Genomic DNA, 14,727 nt, shown 5'->3' with positions numbered 1-14,727 from the left:
GGTCGCTGTGTTAAAAAGGGCAGCCTCAAAGCATAACTGACCCAAGAGAGCCTCGCATGCGCATTATCAACTTCAACGCCAATGGCATCCGCTCTGCCGCCCGAAAAGGATTTTTTGAGTGGCTGGAGCATCAGAGCGCCGATGTGGTGTGCATTCAAGAAACGAAAGCACAGATCCATCAACTGGATGATGAAATCTTTCATCCTCGCGGCTATGAGTGCTTTTATTTCGATGCTCAGAAGAAAGGCTACAGTGGTGTGGCGCTATATTCCAAGAAGTCGCCTGAGCACGTCATTATGGGTATGGGAATTGAGGAGTTCGACACAGAAGGGCGCTATTTAGAGGCGAGATACGGTGGTTTATCGGTTATTTCCGTCTATTTGCCTTCCGGCTCATCGGGCGATCATCGTCAAGAAGTGAAGTGGCGTTTTCTCGATGCTTTCATGCCAGAGCTGCAAAAACGGCATTCTGACGGCCGCCAGTATGTTTACTGTGGCGACTGGAATATTGCCCATAAGCCCATCGATCTTCGCAATTGGCGCAGCAATCAAAAAAACTCTGGGTTTTTGCCGGAAGAGCGGGCCTGGCTGGATCGGCTATATGACGAGGTGGGCTGGGTAGATACCTTTCGCGCGGTCAATCCAAATCCCGATGAATACACCTGGTGGTCTAATCGCGGCCAGGCGCGGGCTAATAATGTGGGTTGGCGTTTGGATTACCAGATAGCCACTCCCCTGCTGTCTAGCAGCGTTCGCCAAGCCAGCGTGCACCGTGATGATCATTTTTCTGATCACGCTCCGGTGATCATGGATTATGACTGGCCGTTCTAGAGTGGAATAGTCGGGATTGGCAATCCCAATAACAATCGTGTTAGCGTAAAAAAAGTCATCACATGACGCCGCACTGTCCCAACGCTTTAGCACCACGGGGCAAGTAACATTTCAACGCAGCGTCGCTTGCAGTTTCTCGACCGATGACATTCGGGCATGCATTCGCGTGTCGCAGCATCTTGGGCTAGCGCCCTAATAAGACAACTTGGATTTGCAGTATTCCGTTCGCTTGCGAACGCTAAAGGGTTCCATTGCTCGTGTCTGTGACGCGACTTGTGGTCTTTTTTCGATTTGCGCGGCGACAGTATCGATCATGAGGGAACCACATGAGTTCGACCACCGATGAATTAGAAGAAAAAATTGCTGAACTGGAACAGGAGTACGAAACCGATCATGAGATCGGCGAACAGAACATCAACCCTCTGGGGCTAGACCTTCATAATCCGGTCTTCGTCATTAGTGCGGGTCTGATTTTGCTGTTTGTAGTGGGCTCTTTGCTGATGCCCGAGGCAGCCAACAATGCTCTCGGCTCAACGCGGTCCTGGATTGGCCTAACCTTCGATTGGCTGTTCTTGTCCTCGGCTAACTTGTTTGTTCTGGCGGCTTTGCTGCTCATCGTGCTGCCCATCGGCAGCATTCGCATCGGCGGCGAGGATGCCAAGCCTAGCTTTGGTGTTCTGTCTTGGTTCTCAATGTTATTTGCCGCCGGCATGGGCATCGGCCTGATGTTCTGGGCCGTAGCCGAACCTGTGGCCTACTACACCGATTGGTGGGGGACGCCGTTGGGTATTGAGGCGGGCTCTGAAGCTTCGCGTGGTGCTTCCCTAGGTGCCACCATGTACCACTGGGGTTTGCACCCTTGGTCTATCTACGCCGTGGTCGGACTATCACTGGCGTTTTTCACCTACAACAAGGGGCTACCTCTAACGGTACGTTCAGCATTCTATCCCTTGCTGGGAGAGCGCATTTGGGGGCCGATTGGTCACGTGATTGATGTGCTTGCGGTGCTGGCCACCATGTTCGGTCTGGCAACCTCATTGGGCCTCGGTGCCCAGCAGGCAGCGGCCGGCATGTCCTTCATGTTCGGCGTTGACGGTGGCTTAACCACGCAGCTCGCCATCATCGTTGGTATCACCATTGTCGCCTTGATATCGATCAGCCGCGGCTTGCACGGGGGCGTACGCGTGCTCAGTAACATCAATCTGGGAATGGCCATGGTGTTTCTGTTGTTCGTTATGCTGGCTGGCGGTTTTATCGCCTTTTTGAATACCACGGGTGAAACCCTGGCCTCTTATGCGCAGTACATGCTGCCTTTAAGTAACCCCGTGGGACGCGAAGACAGCGTCTTCTACCACGACTGGACGATCTTCTTCTGGGCGTGGTGGATTTCCTGGTCACCGTTTGTCGGCATGTTCATCGCCCGCGTCTCAAAGGGCCGTACCGTGCGCCAATTTGTCACCGCCGTATTGCTGGTGCCCACAGGGGTCACGGTGTTGTGGATGAGTGCCTTGGGTGGTCAGGGTCTGAACCAGGTGCGCGATGGTGTGGGTGGACTCGCCGATGGTCTTGGGGCCTCTGAACTGGCGCTCTTCCAAATGCTGGATGCATTGCCTTTGACGAGCATCTCGGCCACCGTTGCCATCATCTTGGTGCTGGTGTTTTTCGTGACCTCATCCGATTCCGGATCCTTGGTCATTGACAGCATCACCTCCGGAGGCAAGACCGACTCCCCGCAGGCCCAGCGTCTGTTCTGGGCAACGTTTGAGGGTCTGATCGCAGCGGTACTTCTTGCTGTGGGCGGCGCCGCGGCACTTCAGGCGCTTCAGGCTGCCTCGGTGAGTGCGGGTCTGCCGTTTGTGATCGTGCTCTTGTTCATGACGGTAAGTCTCTACAAGGGCCTGTATCACGAACGCAGCTTGCTCAAGCTCAATCAGGCCGTTGCTGATGAGGCTCAATCAAACTAATCACGCTTTACCATTGTTATAAAAACGAAGAGGAAGAAAATAGATGTTGAAGAAAACTGCTTTAGTCACCGCTGTTTCTGCTGCCATGGTGTTGCCGGCGCAGGTGATGGCCCAGGAAGTCACCTTTGATTTCTACGGTTCGGCGAGATTCCAAGTCGAATCGGTGAGCCCTGATGGTGCTGACTCCTACACCGGCACTCGCGATGCCTACTCGCGCATCGGCTTTAACGCTGAATATGCGCCTGCGGAAAACTTCGCCATCGTAGGCCAGCTGGAATTGCCGCTGGATTTGGCTAACCGCAAGGTGCAGGACCCTGCTAACGGGCAAAGCGAAGACGTGCGCATTGCTATGGTCGGCGTCACGGGCGATTTCGGTGGCTTGTACTACGGCCGGCAATGGCTGCCCTACTACAACGCGATTGCCTTCCCGGTCGATATGTTCAGCAGCTTCTACAGTGGCTTCGCCACATGGGCTAGTTTTCGAGTCGACAACACCCTGAGTTATTACAGCCCGAGCTTCAATGGCTTTTCCTTTGCCGGCTCATGGAGCGAAAACGGGGGGCCAGGAAATGACGACCAAATTACACTGACCGCCAGTTACAGTTTCAATGACACGACCCTATCATTAGGTGCGGCTGAGAATGGTTTCAGCACCAAAGGGCGTGATTATGGCGTCTCAGTAATGCACAGCATCGGCGACTGGTACATCGGCGCCAAGTATGAAATGAGAGACAACAATGACGCCTCGGATGGTGACAAGGCCGCCAATTTGTTTGTCAGTTATAATTTAGGGCAGCACACGTTCAAAGGCATGATTGCCAAAGTGGATAACTACGGTGGCGATATTTATCACTTGGGTTATGACTTCCAGGTTCGGTCTGACCTGACACTGTTTGTTGATTACTATTCCGAAGATGAAGGTGCCGCGATCGCAAAAGAGGCGCGTTTGGAGCCATTTGCAGACTTTACGAATAATGTTGCAGGTGGTAGTGCTTTCGCCGTCGGTGCTCGCTTTGACTTCTAATTGGTTATAGCGTCATACGTTAGTGGCGAAAAGGGGGGCTTCGGCTCCCCTTTTGCTTTTTGGGGTTGCCGTGCCTGTGGCTGTGTGGGGAGCTTGGCTTTGAGCGCGGCGGGTCTCGCGTTAGAATGCGGGATCTTGAGATTTTTGCTGGGGTTTTACCATGGCCTTTGAGGCGAGCTATGACGTAATCGTGGTGGGTGGCGGCCATGCCGGCACTGAGGCTGCGCTTGCCTCGGCGCGCATGGGCTGTCGTACCCTGTTGCTGACCCACAATGTCGACACCATCGGCCAGATGAGCTGTAACCCCGCTATTGGCGGTATTGGTAAAGGTCATTTGGTCAAAGAAATCGATGCCATGGGCGGTTTGATGGCCCATGCTGCCGACCGCGGCGGTATTCAATTTCGTATCCTCAATAGCCGCAAGGGACCGGCGGTACGCGCAACCCGTGCTCAGGCCGATCGAGCGCTTTATAAGGCGGCGGTGCGCGCCGGCGTCGAAGCACAAGAAGGCTTGCAGATTTTTCAGCAGGGTGTCGACGACATCATTATCGAAGGTGGCATCGTGCGCGGCGTCGTCACCCAAGGCGGAATGCGCTTTTTTGCGCCCTCGGTGGTGCTCACCGCCGGGACGTTTCTAGCGGGCCGTATTCATGTGGGTGAAGCCCAGCAATCGGGAGGTCGTGCTGGCGACCCGCCAGCCCTGACGCTGGCGCAGCGCCTGCGTGAGCTGATGCCGCGCGTGGGCCGCTTAAAGACCGGTACGCCGCCAAGGATTGACGCCCGCAGCATTGATTACACGCGCCTGCAGCCCCAGCCTGGCGATATGCCGTTGCCGGTTTTCTCTTTCATGGGCCGAGTTGAAGAGCACCCTGAGCAGGTGGATTGTCATATCACCTGGACCACAGCGCGCACGCTCGAGGTGATTCGCGACAACCTGCATCGCTCGCCCATGTACAGCGGGGTGATTGAGGGGGTGGGGCCGCGCTACTGTCCTTCAATTGAGGATAAGGTTGTGCGCTTTGCCGACAAGGAACGCCACCAGATTTTCCTAGAGCCCGAAGGCTTATGTGCTCGTGAGGTTTACCCCAATGGGATTTCTACCAGTCTGCCGTTTGATGTTCAGGTCGAGGTCGTGCGCTCAATCGAGGGCATGGAAAACGCCCACATCACCCGCCCCGGTTACGCCATTGAATACGACTACTTCGATCCGCGCGATCTGATGCCTAGCCTCGAGACGCGCAGTGTTGCGGGTTTGTTTTTCGCCGGTCAGATCAATGGCACGACGGGTTATGAAGAGGCTGCTGCCCAAGGTTTGTTGGCGGGCATTAACGCGGCGCAGCGGGTTTTGGAGCGGGATCTTTGGTGTCCTTCGCGAGATCAGGCTTACATCGGCGTCATGGTGGATGATTTGATCACGCGCGGCACCATGGAGCCCTACCGTATGTTCACCAGCCGCGCTGAGTATCGATTGATTTTGCGCGAAGACAATGCCGATTTGCGTTTGACCCCTGTGGGTCGCGAGCTGGGATTGGTGGATGATGCGCGTTGGGCTGCCTTTGAGCAGTACCACGACAGTTTGGAGCAAGAGCGCGCGCGCTTAGATAACACCCTACTGCGGCCCAATGCCGATAATCATGAAGCGATGACGCGGTTACTGGGGGCGCCGCTAAGCCGGGAAATACACCTATCTGAGCTGTTGCGCCGTCCTGAGGTGAGCTATCAGCAGCTGATGCAGGTGCCAGGAGCGGGTGAGCCCGTGTGCCAAGCTCGGGTTGCCGAGCAAGTGGAAATTCAGACCAAGTACGCCGGCTATATCGATCGTCAGCGTGAGGAAGTGGCCCGCTCGCAACATCTAGAGAAAACTCAGTTGCCCGAGGATCTGGATTACGCCCAAGTTCATGGCCTGTCCAACGAAGTGCGACAAAAACTCACCGAGCACCGGCCGCACAGCATCGCTCAAGCATCGCGTATTCCGGGCATCACGCCTGCGGCGGTATCGCTACTGTTGGTGCACCTAAAAAAACGCGAATCGAGTTTGCGTCAAAGTGCCTGATGCAGTCGAGTCGGCGTTGCAGCGAGGTCTGAACGCGCTGGGTTTAAGCCCAGATCTGAAAGATCCGCTGCTGGCTTATCAGGCACTGCTGTTGCGCTGGAATCGCGCTTACAACCTGACCTCGATTCGTGACCCCAAGCAAAGTGTCACTCGGCATTTGCTCGATAGTTTAGCGGTGGCTCCTCATGTGCGCGGTCCGCGCATTCTGGATGTGGGTACCGGGCCGGGTCTGCCGGGTATTCCTTTGGCGCTGGTGTATCCGCAATGGGAGTTTGTGCTTCTCGACAGCAACAATAAAAAGATACGCTTCTTGAGGCAGGTGGTGTTGGAGCTGGGGCTGGTTAACGTGACGCCCATCCAAGAGCGCATTGAATCCTGTCCCCTGAGTCCGCCCTTTGCTACAGTAATTAGCCGCGCCTTTGCGGCCACCGCCGATTTTGTGCAGATGGCGGGTCATTGTTGCGCCCTAGATGGGCGCATGCTCGCCATGAAAGGCCGTGAAGCGGATAATGATCCTGAGGGGTTGCCAGCAGGATGGGGTATTGAGCAGACGCTGGATATCGAGGTGCCAGGTCTTGCCGCCGCGCGCCGTTTGGTCTGTCTAAAAAGGATTAGCTAGTTCATGGGCAAAGTACTTGCCGTTGCCAATCAAAAAGGCGGCGTGGGGAAAACCACGACGGCGGTGAATTTGGCCGCCTCTTTGGGCGCTACTCGGCGCCGCGTCCTGCTGATTGACCTGGATCCCCAGGGCAATGCCACCATGGGCAGTGGCGTCGATAAATACCGTATCTCCAGCAGTAGCTGCGACGTGCTTTTGAAGCGCAAGTCGGCCGGTGATGTGATTACCCGCGGCGAGGGCATGGGCTATGACGTGATGCCAGCCAACGCGGATTTGACAGTGGCGGAAGTCAATCTCATGACCGCTTTGCGCCGTGAGTATCGTTTGCAGGATGCCTTGGCCGAGATCCAAAGCGAATATGACTTCATTATCATTGATTGTCCGCCGTCGCTGAATATGTTGACGGTGAATGCTTTAGTGGCTTCGCATGGGGTGGTCATTCCTATGCAGTGTGAGTACTTCGCGTTAGAGGGCCTGTCGGCGTTGGTGCAAACCATCAACAGCATCCGTGAGTCGGTCAACGATCAGCTACAGATTCATGGCTTGCTGCGTACCATGTATGACCCTAGAAATAACCTTTCTACAGAAGTCTCTGAGCAGCTCAGTGCGCATTTTGGTGATCAGGTCTATCAAACGGTCATCCCGCGCAATGTGCGTTTGGCGGAAGCGCCCAGTCATGGCTTGCCTGTGATTATGTATGATAAGCAGTCCCGGGGTGCCATGGCCTATTTGGCTCTGGCGGGAGAGATTTTGCGCCGCGAATCGGCGCATGCAGCGTAAATAACGGAAAAAAAGCCAATGGCAAAAAAACGGGCGGGCTTAGGTCGGGGTTTGGATGTCCTGCTTTCAGGGGCGGGCATGACAGATGCCGCGGACGCGGATGCGGCTGAGCTGCGTCAGTTACCCATTGAGAGTATTTCTCGCGGGAAATATCAGCCTCGGGTCAGCATTCGCCCCGAGGCCTTGCAGGAGCTGGCTGATTCCATCAAAGCTCAAGGTTTAGTGCAACCGATTCTGGTGCGTCCCGTATCGAGTGGCTATGAGCTGATTGCTGGTGAACGCCGCTGGCGTGCCGCCCAATTGGCCGGTTTACACGAGATTCCAGCCGTGGTGCGCGAGATCCCTGATCAAGCCGCCGCCGCGATGTCGTTGATCGAGAATATCCAGCGCGAGCAGCTCAATGCTCTGGAAGAAGCCAACGCTTTGGCGCGCTTGGTGGATGAGTTTGGTATGACCCATCAACAGGTGGCAGATGCCGTGGGCCGCTCACGAGCTGCGGTCACCAATCTGCTGCGTCTACAAGAACTCGATTCGGCTGTGAAAAAGCTTATTGAAGCGGGTTCGCTGGATATGGGCCATGCTCGCGCCTTGTTGGCCCTCAGCGGCGATCAACAGCGCCAAGCAGCGCGCCAGGTCGCTGATAAAGGCATGTCGGTGCGCGATACTGAGCGCTTGGTGAAGAATTGGCTGCGTCAGGGTGATAAGCCGGCCGCTGATAAGTCGTCGCGCCGCAGTCCGGAGTTAGAAGCCTTGGAATCAGATATTTCAGAGCGCTTGGGTGCGCGCATTGATATCCAATACGACAAAAAAGGCCGCGGCAAGCTGGTGATTCATTACAACAGTCTTGACGAGCTCGATGGCATCATCGAGCACCTGCGTTGAATCATGCAAAATTGATGCACTGCATTGACCGTCTTGGGGCGGGTCCGTATACTCTCGCGCTGTCGTTCAGAATGTTGGGTTTGTCCGTAAGGGCGGCCAAGGCTGGCAAGATCGGGAAGCGTTTCGAGATATGTTGACCCAGATACGATTCAAAAGGTCGACGCGCAATATCTTGGTTTTACAGATCTTGGTGGCCTTAATCGGAGCTGGTATCGGTTTCGCTTTGGGCGGCGCCACAAATGCTTTTTCGGCTTTTGTGGGAGGAAGTATCAGTTTTATAGCCACAGCGTTTTTTGCGCTGAGGGTGTTTTCCGGACGACGAGGTCAGCCGGCAAAACAAATAGTCAGGGGTTTTTACGCCGGGGAAATGCAGAAAATCCTTTTGACAATCGCTTTGTTTTTGGTGGCGATTGTCTGGCTGAAGGTTGAATTTCTGCCCATGTTTTTGACCTACATGGCAGGACTTCTTGCCTTTTGGCTAGCCTTGTTGCCGGTTTTGTCCGGCGTGCATGAGTAAAAAGAGCGAGCGTCATGGCAGTTGAATACGAGTCCGCAGGGGATTACATCAAGCACCATCTGGGGCATCTGACTCTAGGTAACCCGGAATCGTTCTGGTCCATCCATCTGGATACCATGTTTTTCTCTTTGGCCATGGGTGGCCTGTTCTTGTTTTTGTTCATGCAAGCCGCCAAGCGAGTGAGCGAGGGTGTTCCCGGTGGCCTACAAAACGCTGTGGAAATGATTGTCGGCTTCGTCGACCAGCAGGTGAAAGACACCTTCCATGGCCGCAGTAATGTGATTGCTCCCTTGGCGCTTACCTTGTTCGTCTGGATTTTCCTGATGAATCTGCTCAAGTTGTTGCCCTATGATTTGTTGCCGTATGCTGCGCATGCGATTGGGCTTGAATATTTGCGTATTAATCCCACCTCCGATATCAATGCCACCTTCGGCATGTCTATCGCTGTGTTTTTGCTGATCATTTTCTACAGCATCAAGATCAAAGGTGGGGTTGGCTTTGCCAAAGAGATGCTGCTGCATCCGTTCGGTAAATGGCTTATCCCCTTCAACTTCGTGTTGAAAGTCGTCGAAGAAATCGCCAAGCCCGTTTCACTGTCCTTGCGACTCTTCGGCAACATGTATGCCGGTGGTTTGATCTTCACCCTCATCGCTCTGCTGCCCTGGTATATCCAGTGGTCGCTGGGCTTGCCGTGGTCGCTGTTCAAACTGCTGATCATTACGCTGCAGGCATTCATCTTCATGGTTCTTACCATTGTCTATCTCAGCATGGCCCACGAAGATCACTGATTTTTATTCTGATTGAACTTGATTTGTTACATTTTTGGAGGAAGTTATGGAACTCGCCATCGCTAATGTTCAGGGCATGACCGCCATCGCTGTGGGTCTGATTCTGGGCCTGGGTGCACTGGGAACTGCTATTGGTTTTGGTCTGTTGGGTGGTCGTTTTCTTGAGGGCGCAGCGCGTCAGCCTGAGATGGTGCCTATGTTGCAGGTGAAGATGTTCATCGTGGCAGGTCTGCTTGACGCTGTGACCATGATCGGTGTGGGTCTGGCCCTGTTCTTCACCTTTGCGAACCCCTTCCTCGGTGCGGTGACCGGCTAAGGCGCGAGTGATGCTCGTGCAGTCCAACCGATTCAACCGTTTCCAGTGGAGGTTGCAACGTGAATATTAATCTCACGCTGCTGGGTCAGATGATCACCTTTGCCCTGCTGGTGTGGGTCACCATGAAGTATGTGTGGCCCCCCATCATCTCGGCAATGCAGGCAAGACAAAAGCAGATTGCTGATGGCTTAGCAGCCGCCGAGCGCGGCAAGCATGAGCAGCAATTGGCTGAGGATCGCGCCAAACAGGTGATTGGCGAGGCCAAACAGCAGGCCGCAGAGATCGTGGCGACGGCACAAAAACGTGCCAACGAAATCGTCGAAGCATCCAAAGACACCGCGCGTGAAGAGGGTGAGCGGATCAAGACCGCCGCCCAAGCGGAAATTGAGCAGGAGCTCGTTCGCGCTCGGGAAGCTTTGCGCCAACAGGTAGGCACTTTGGCGATTGCCGGTGCCGAGTCCATTTTGCGCAAGGAAGTGGATGCCAAGGCTCACGATCAGGTAATTAACGACCTGGCTAGCCAGATCTAGGGGCGCCGCCATGTCAGAACTGACTACCGCCGCCCGACCCTACGCTAAAGCGGCTTTTCAAGTCGCGAAAGAAAGCGATGCCTTGGCTACTTGGTCACAACAGCTGGGCTTTATGGCTCTGGTGGCAGAAGACGCTCAAATGCGGGCGGTGTTAGATAGTCCGCGGCTGACCCGACAAACCATGGCCGAGGCTTTTTTGGCGGTTTGTGCAGATCATGTCGATGCCAATGGGCAAAATTTCGTCCACTTGTTGGCGGACAATGCACGGCTGCGGCTGTTGCCCGAGATCAGCCGTTTGTTCGAGCTGCTCAAGGCTGAGGCCGAGAAGAAAGTAGAAGCCCAAGTGGTTTCAGCTCAGGAAGTGAGCGCGGCACAGCAAGAAGCGATTGCCAGCGCGCTGAAACAACGTTTGGGCCGGGAAGTGGCGCTGAAGTGCGTTGTCGACGACAGCCTGATCGGCGGTGCCATTGTGCGAGCGGGCGATCTGGTTATTGACGGCTCGGTCCGTGGGCGCCTACAGCGTCTGGCCAGCAGTCTGAGCCGCTAACAGGATTAGAGCTTAAGAGGATTTGTGAACATGCAACTCAACCCGTCTGAAATCAGTGAACTGATCAGCCAGCGTATTAAGAATTATCAGGCTGCTGCTGAGGCACGCACCGAGGGTACTGTTGTCAGCTTGTCTGACGGTATTGTTCGGCTTCATGGCTTGGCCGATGTCATGCAAGGGGAAATGATCGAGTTTCCTGGTGATACCTTTGGCCTAGCGTTGAACTTGGAGCGCGACTCAGTCGGAGCCGTGGTTCTCGGCGATTACAAACACATCAAAGAAGGCGATACCGCGCGTTGCACGGGCCGCATCCTTGAAGTGCCGGTGGGCGATGCGCTGCTGGGCCGCGTGGTGAATTCTTTGGGTATGGCGATTGATGGTAAGGGTGTTATCAGCTCCGAGCTGACCGCGCCTATCGAGAAAATCGCGCCGGGCGTTATTGATCGTAAGTCAGTGGACCAGCCAGTACAGACGGGTCTGAAGGCTATTGACGCTATGGTTCCCGTGGGTCGTGGCCAGCGTGAGTTGATCATCGGTGACCGTCAGACAGGTAAGACCGCGGTCGCGGTTGACGCCATCATTAATCAGAAAGGCACCGGTATTAAGTGTATTTACGTGGCGGTGGGCCAGAAAGCCTCCTCCATTGCCAACGTGGTGCGTAAGCTGGAAGAGCACGGCGCCATGGATCACACCATTATCGTCGCGGCAACCGCTTCGGATTCTGCAGCGATGCAGTACATCGCTCCGTATGCCGGCTGCGCCATGGGCGAATACTTCCGTGATCGTGGCCAAGATGCCTTGATTGTGTATGACGATTTAACCAAACAGGCTTGGGCCTACCGTCAGGTCTCCTTGTTGCTGCGCCGTCCGCCGGGTCGTGAAGCCTATCCTGGTGACGTGTTCTACCTGCACAGCCGTCTATTGGAGCGCGCGTCACGCGTCAATGCTGACTATGTCGAACAGTTCACTAATGGTGAAGTGAAGGGTCAGACCGGTTCCTTGACCGCGCTGCCCATCATTGAAACCCAGGCCGGTGACGTCTCCGCCTTCGTGCCCACCAACGTGATCTCGATTACCGACGGTCAGATCTTCTTGGAAACCGACTTGTTCAATGCCGGTATTCGTCCGGCCATCAACGCCGGTTTGTCGGTGTCTCGTGTGGGTGGTGCAGCCCAGACCAAGATCATTAAGAAGCTCGGCGGTGGTGTGCGTTTGGCTCTGGCTCAGTATCGTGAGCTAGCCGCATTCTCGCAGTTCGCCTCTGACCTCGATGAAGCCACACGTAAGCAGCTCGAACGCGGCCAGCGCGTGATGGAATTGATGAAACAAAAGCAATACGCCCCGCTGTCGATTGGCGAAATGGCATTCTCGCTATTCGCTGCTGAGGAAGGCTTCTTGGATGATGTGGATGTCAACAAGGTGGTGGACTTCGAACACGCTTTGCATGGCTACCTGCGTTCCAGCCAGAAAGCTTTGGTGGATCAAATCGACCAGAGCGGCGATTACAGCGATGAAATCAAGGCCAGCATGAAGGCGGCCTTGGAAGACTTCAAAGCCAATCACAGCTGGTAAGGCGGGAGTAGCTCATGGCAGGCGCAAAAGAAATCCGAGGCCAGATCAAGAGTATTAAAAGTACTCAGAAGATCACTAAGGCTATGGAGATGGTGGCCGCCAGTAAAATGCGCAAAGCGCAGGATCGCATGCTGGAGACCCGACCCTATGCGGAGAAAATTCGCCAGGTGATCGGTCATGTGGCGTTGGCGAATGCTGAATATAGCCATCCCTATATGGAAGAGCGTGAGGTTAAGCGAGTCGGCATCATTGTGGTATCCACCGATCGTGGTCTGTGTGGTGGCTTGAACATCAACCTGTTCAAAAAGACCGTGCAGACCATGCGTGAGTACCGCGATCAAAACGTCGAAGTGGACTTGTGTCTCATTGGCGCCAAGGCGCTGGGTTTTTTCCGCCGTCTCGGTGGCAATGTCGTCGCTAACACCGCCAATCTGGGCGACAAACCGCGGCTCAATGACCTGTTGGGGGCGATCTCAGCCATGCTGCAGGCCTATGACGAGGGTAAAATCGATCGCCTGCTGTTGGTGGAAAATGAGTTCATCAACACCATGAGTCAAAAGCCCCGCGCCACTACCTTGCTACCGATCGCTCCCGCAAAAGACGATTCGCTGAAGTACCACTGGGATTACATCTATGAGCCCGACACTGTGCCGGTTTTAGATACGCTTTTGTCCCGCTACATCGAATCAGTGATTTATCAGGCAGTGGTAGAAAACGTGGCCTGTGAGATGGCCGCTAGAATGGTGGCCATGAAGTCGGCGACCGACAATGCAGGTGATCTGATTAACGAATTACAGCTGGTTTATAACAAGGCGCGTCAGGCTGCCATTACCCAAGAAATCTCGGAAATTGTGGGTGGCGCCGCGGCTGTTTAAGCCCGACCCGGTTCAGGAATTTAAGACTAGAGGAAAGACAACATGAGTGCTGGAAACATCGTGGAAATCATCGGCGCGGTTGTGGACGTAGAGTTCCCCCGCGATGCCGTGCCCAAGGTATACGATGCCCTCATGGTGGACGACATCAATCTCACCCTAGAAGTACAGCAGCAGCTGGGTGACGGTGTGGTGCGCACCATCGCCATGGGTGGAACGGACGGTTTGCAACGTGGCGTCAACGTCACCAACACCGGTAGCCCGATCAGTGTGCCGGTCGGCAAAGCGACATTGGGTCGCATCATGGACGTGTTGGGCAAACCCGTGGATAACGCCGGTGAGGTGGCTGCTGAAGCGCACTGGTCGATCCACCGCTCCGCGCCTAGCTATGAAGAACAGGCGGGTTCTACCGACCTGCTCGAAACCGGTATTAAAGTGATCGATCTGCTTTGCCCATTCGCTAAAGGCGGTAAGGTGGGTCTGTTCGGCGGCGCCGGCGTGGGCAAGACCGTGAATATGATGGAGCTCATCCGTAACATCGCGATCGAGCACTCTGGTTATTCTGTGTTTGCCGGTGTGGGGGAGCGTACTCGTGAAGGTAACGACTTCTACCACGAAATGAAGGACTCCAACGTGTTGGACAAGGTGGCCCTGGTGTATGGCCAGATGAATGAGCCCCCGGGCAACCGCCTGCGTGTCGCACTCACCGGTCTGACCATGGCGGAATACTTCCGTGATGAAGGCCGTGACGTGCTGATGTTCATTGACAACATTTATCGTTACACACTGGCCGGTACCGAGGTGTCCGCGCTATTGGGTCGTATGCCTTCGGCGGTGGGTTATCAGCCAACTTTGGCTGAGGAAATGGGCGTATTGCAGGAGCGTATTACCTCCACCAAGACAGGTTCCATTACCTCTATTCAGGCCGTCTACGTGCCTGCGGATGACTTGACTGACCCCTCACCGGCTACCACCTTTGCGCATTTGGATGCGACTGTGGTGCTGTCACGCCAGATCGCTGAGCTGGGTATCTACCCGGCGGTGGATCCTCTGGACTCAACCAGCCGTCAGCTTGACCCCTTGGTCATTGGTCAGGAGCACTATGACACCGCTCGTGATGTGCAGAACACCTTGCAGCGCTACAAAGAGCTCAAGGACATCATCGCCATTCTCGGTATGGACGAACTTTCCGAAGATGACAAACTGGTGGTGGCCCGCGCTCGTAAAATTCAGCGCTTCTTGTCACAGCCCTTCTTCGTGGCGGAAGTCTTCACCGGTGCACCCGGTAAGTATGTCTCACTGAAAGACACGATTGCCGGTTTTCGAGCCATTGTTGACGGTGAGTATGACCACCTTCCCGAGCAGGCCTTCTACATGGTGGGCAGCATCGATGAAGCCGTGGAGAAAGCTGAGAAGCTCAACAAGTAATTGGG

Annotated in this window: 15 protein-coding genes; all 15 read left to right on the top strand. The window is 54.9% G+C overall.

Annotation, left to right across the window (positions count from 1 at the left end; genetic code table 11):
- The first annotated feature begins 56 nt into the window (after positions 1–56).
- The 15 genes from CKX93_RS04070 (at position 57) to atpD (ending at position 14,722) form a co-directional block, all read left to right on the top strand.
- Positions 57–830: an exodeoxyribonuclease III gene (locus tag CKX93_RS04070; RefSeq protein ID WP_076755428.1), complete on the top strand. Its 774-nt coding sequence runs from the start codon at positions 57–59 to the stop codon at positions 828–830.
- Between the two features lie 326 nt (positions 831–1,156).
- Positions 1,157–2,794, top strand: coding sequence for a BCCT family transporter (locus CKX93_RS04065; RefSeq protein ID WP_076755427.1), 1,638 nt, complete (start codon positions 1,157–1,159; stop codon positions 2,792–2,794).
- Between the two features lie 43 nt (positions 2,795–2,837).
- The gene (locus tag CKX93_RS04060) at positions 2,838–3,818 is read left to right on the top strand and encodes a porin (protein ID WP_076755426.1); all 981 of its coding nucleotides are present in this window, start codon (positions 2,838–2,840) and stop codon (positions 3,816–3,818) included.
- A 160-nt stretch (positions 3,819–3,978) separates the two neighbouring features.
- The gene (mnmG, locus tag CKX93_RS04055; protein WP_076755425.1) at positions 3,979–5,871 is read left to right on the top strand and encodes a tRNA uridine-5-carboxymethylaminomethyl(34) synthesis enzyme MnmG; all 1,893 of its coding nucleotides are present in this window, start codon (positions 3,979–3,981) and stop codon (positions 5,869–5,871) included.
- Positions 5,864–6,490, top strand: coding sequence for a 16S rRNA (guanine(527)-N(7))-methyltransferase RsmG (gene rsmG / locus CKX93_RS04050; RefSeq protein WP_076755424.1), 627 nt, complete (start codon positions 5,864–5,866; stop codon positions 6,488–6,490). The genes mnmG and rsmG overlap by 8 nt, the downstream gene beginning before the upstream one ends.
- A gap of 3 nt (positions 6,491–6,493) precedes the next feature.
- The gene (locus tag CKX93_RS04045) at positions 6,494–7,270 is read left to right on the top strand and encodes a ParA family protein (RefSeq protein WP_076755423.1); all 777 of its coding nucleotides are present in this window, start codon (positions 6,494–6,496) and stop codon (positions 7,268–7,270) included.
- Positions 7,271–7,288: 18 nt separating this feature from the next.
- A complete protein-coding gene (locus CKX93_RS04040) occupies positions 7,289–8,152 on the top strand; it encodes a ParB/RepB/Spo0J family partition protein (protein WP_076755422.1) in 864 nt (287 codons plus the stop codon).
- Between the two features lie 130 nt (positions 8,153–8,282).
- Complete coding sequence (locus CKX93_RS04035; protein WP_076755421.1) at positions 8,283–8,669, top strand: ATP synthase subunit I; 387 nt, start codon at positions 8,283–8,285, stop codon at positions 8,667–8,669.
- A gap of 14 nt (positions 8,670–8,683) precedes the next feature.
- Complete coding sequence (atpB, locus tag CKX93_RS04030; protein WP_076755420.1) at positions 8,684–9,457, top strand: F0F1 ATP synthase subunit A; 774 nt, start codon at positions 8,684–8,686, stop codon at positions 9,455–9,457.
- A 46-nt stretch (positions 9,458–9,503) separates the two neighbouring features.
- A complete protein-coding gene (gene atpE, locus CKX93_RS04025) occupies positions 9,504–9,773 on the top strand; it encodes a F0F1 ATP synthase subunit C (RefSeq protein ID WP_025283074.1) in 270 nt (89 codons plus the stop codon).
- Positions 9,774–9,832: 59 nt separating this feature from the next.
- The gene (locus tag CKX93_RS04020) at positions 9,833–10,303 is read left to right on the top strand and encodes a F0F1 ATP synthase subunit B (RefSeq protein WP_076755419.1); all 471 of its coding nucleotides are present in this window, start codon (positions 9,833–9,835) and stop codon (positions 10,301–10,303) included.
- 10 nt (positions 10,304–10,313) lie between these two features.
- Complete coding sequence (locus CKX93_RS04015; RefSeq protein WP_076755418.1) at positions 10,314–10,850, top strand: F0F1 ATP synthase subunit delta; 537 nt, start codon at positions 10,314–10,316, stop codon at positions 10,848–10,850.
- Between the two features lie 30 nt (positions 10,851–10,880).
- Positions 10,881–12,422 (top strand): F0F1 ATP synthase subunit alpha, encoded by a 1,542-nt coding sequence (atpA, locus tag CKX93_RS04010; RefSeq protein ID WP_076755417.1) that lies wholly within the window; start codon positions 10,881–10,883, stop codon positions 12,420–12,422.
- A gap of 14 nt (positions 12,423–12,436) precedes the next feature.
- The gene (gene atpG / locus CKX93_RS04005; RefSeq protein ID WP_076755416.1) at positions 12,437–13,297 is read left to right on the top strand and encodes a F0F1 ATP synthase subunit gamma; all 861 of its coding nucleotides are present in this window, start codon (positions 12,437–12,439) and stop codon (positions 13,295–13,297) included.
- A gap of 42 nt (positions 13,298–13,339) precedes the next feature.
- Complete coding sequence (gene atpD, locus CKX93_RS04000; protein ID WP_076755415.1) at positions 13,340–14,722, top strand: F0F1 ATP synthase subunit beta; 1,383 nt, start codon at positions 13,340–13,342, stop codon at positions 14,720–14,722.
- Positions 14,723–14,727 lie beyond the last annotated feature (5 nt).

This window comes from Ectothiorhodosinus mongolicus (genome assembly GCF_022406875.1).
In the GTDB taxonomy this organism is placed as follows: domain Bacteria; phylum Pseudomonadota; class Gammaproteobacteria; order Ectothiorhodospirales; family Ectothiorhodospiraceae; genus Ectothiorhodospira; species Ectothiorhodospira mongolica.
Note: the sequence above shows the minus strand (reverse complement) of the source record. Positions and strands in the feature narration are given on the sequence as shown.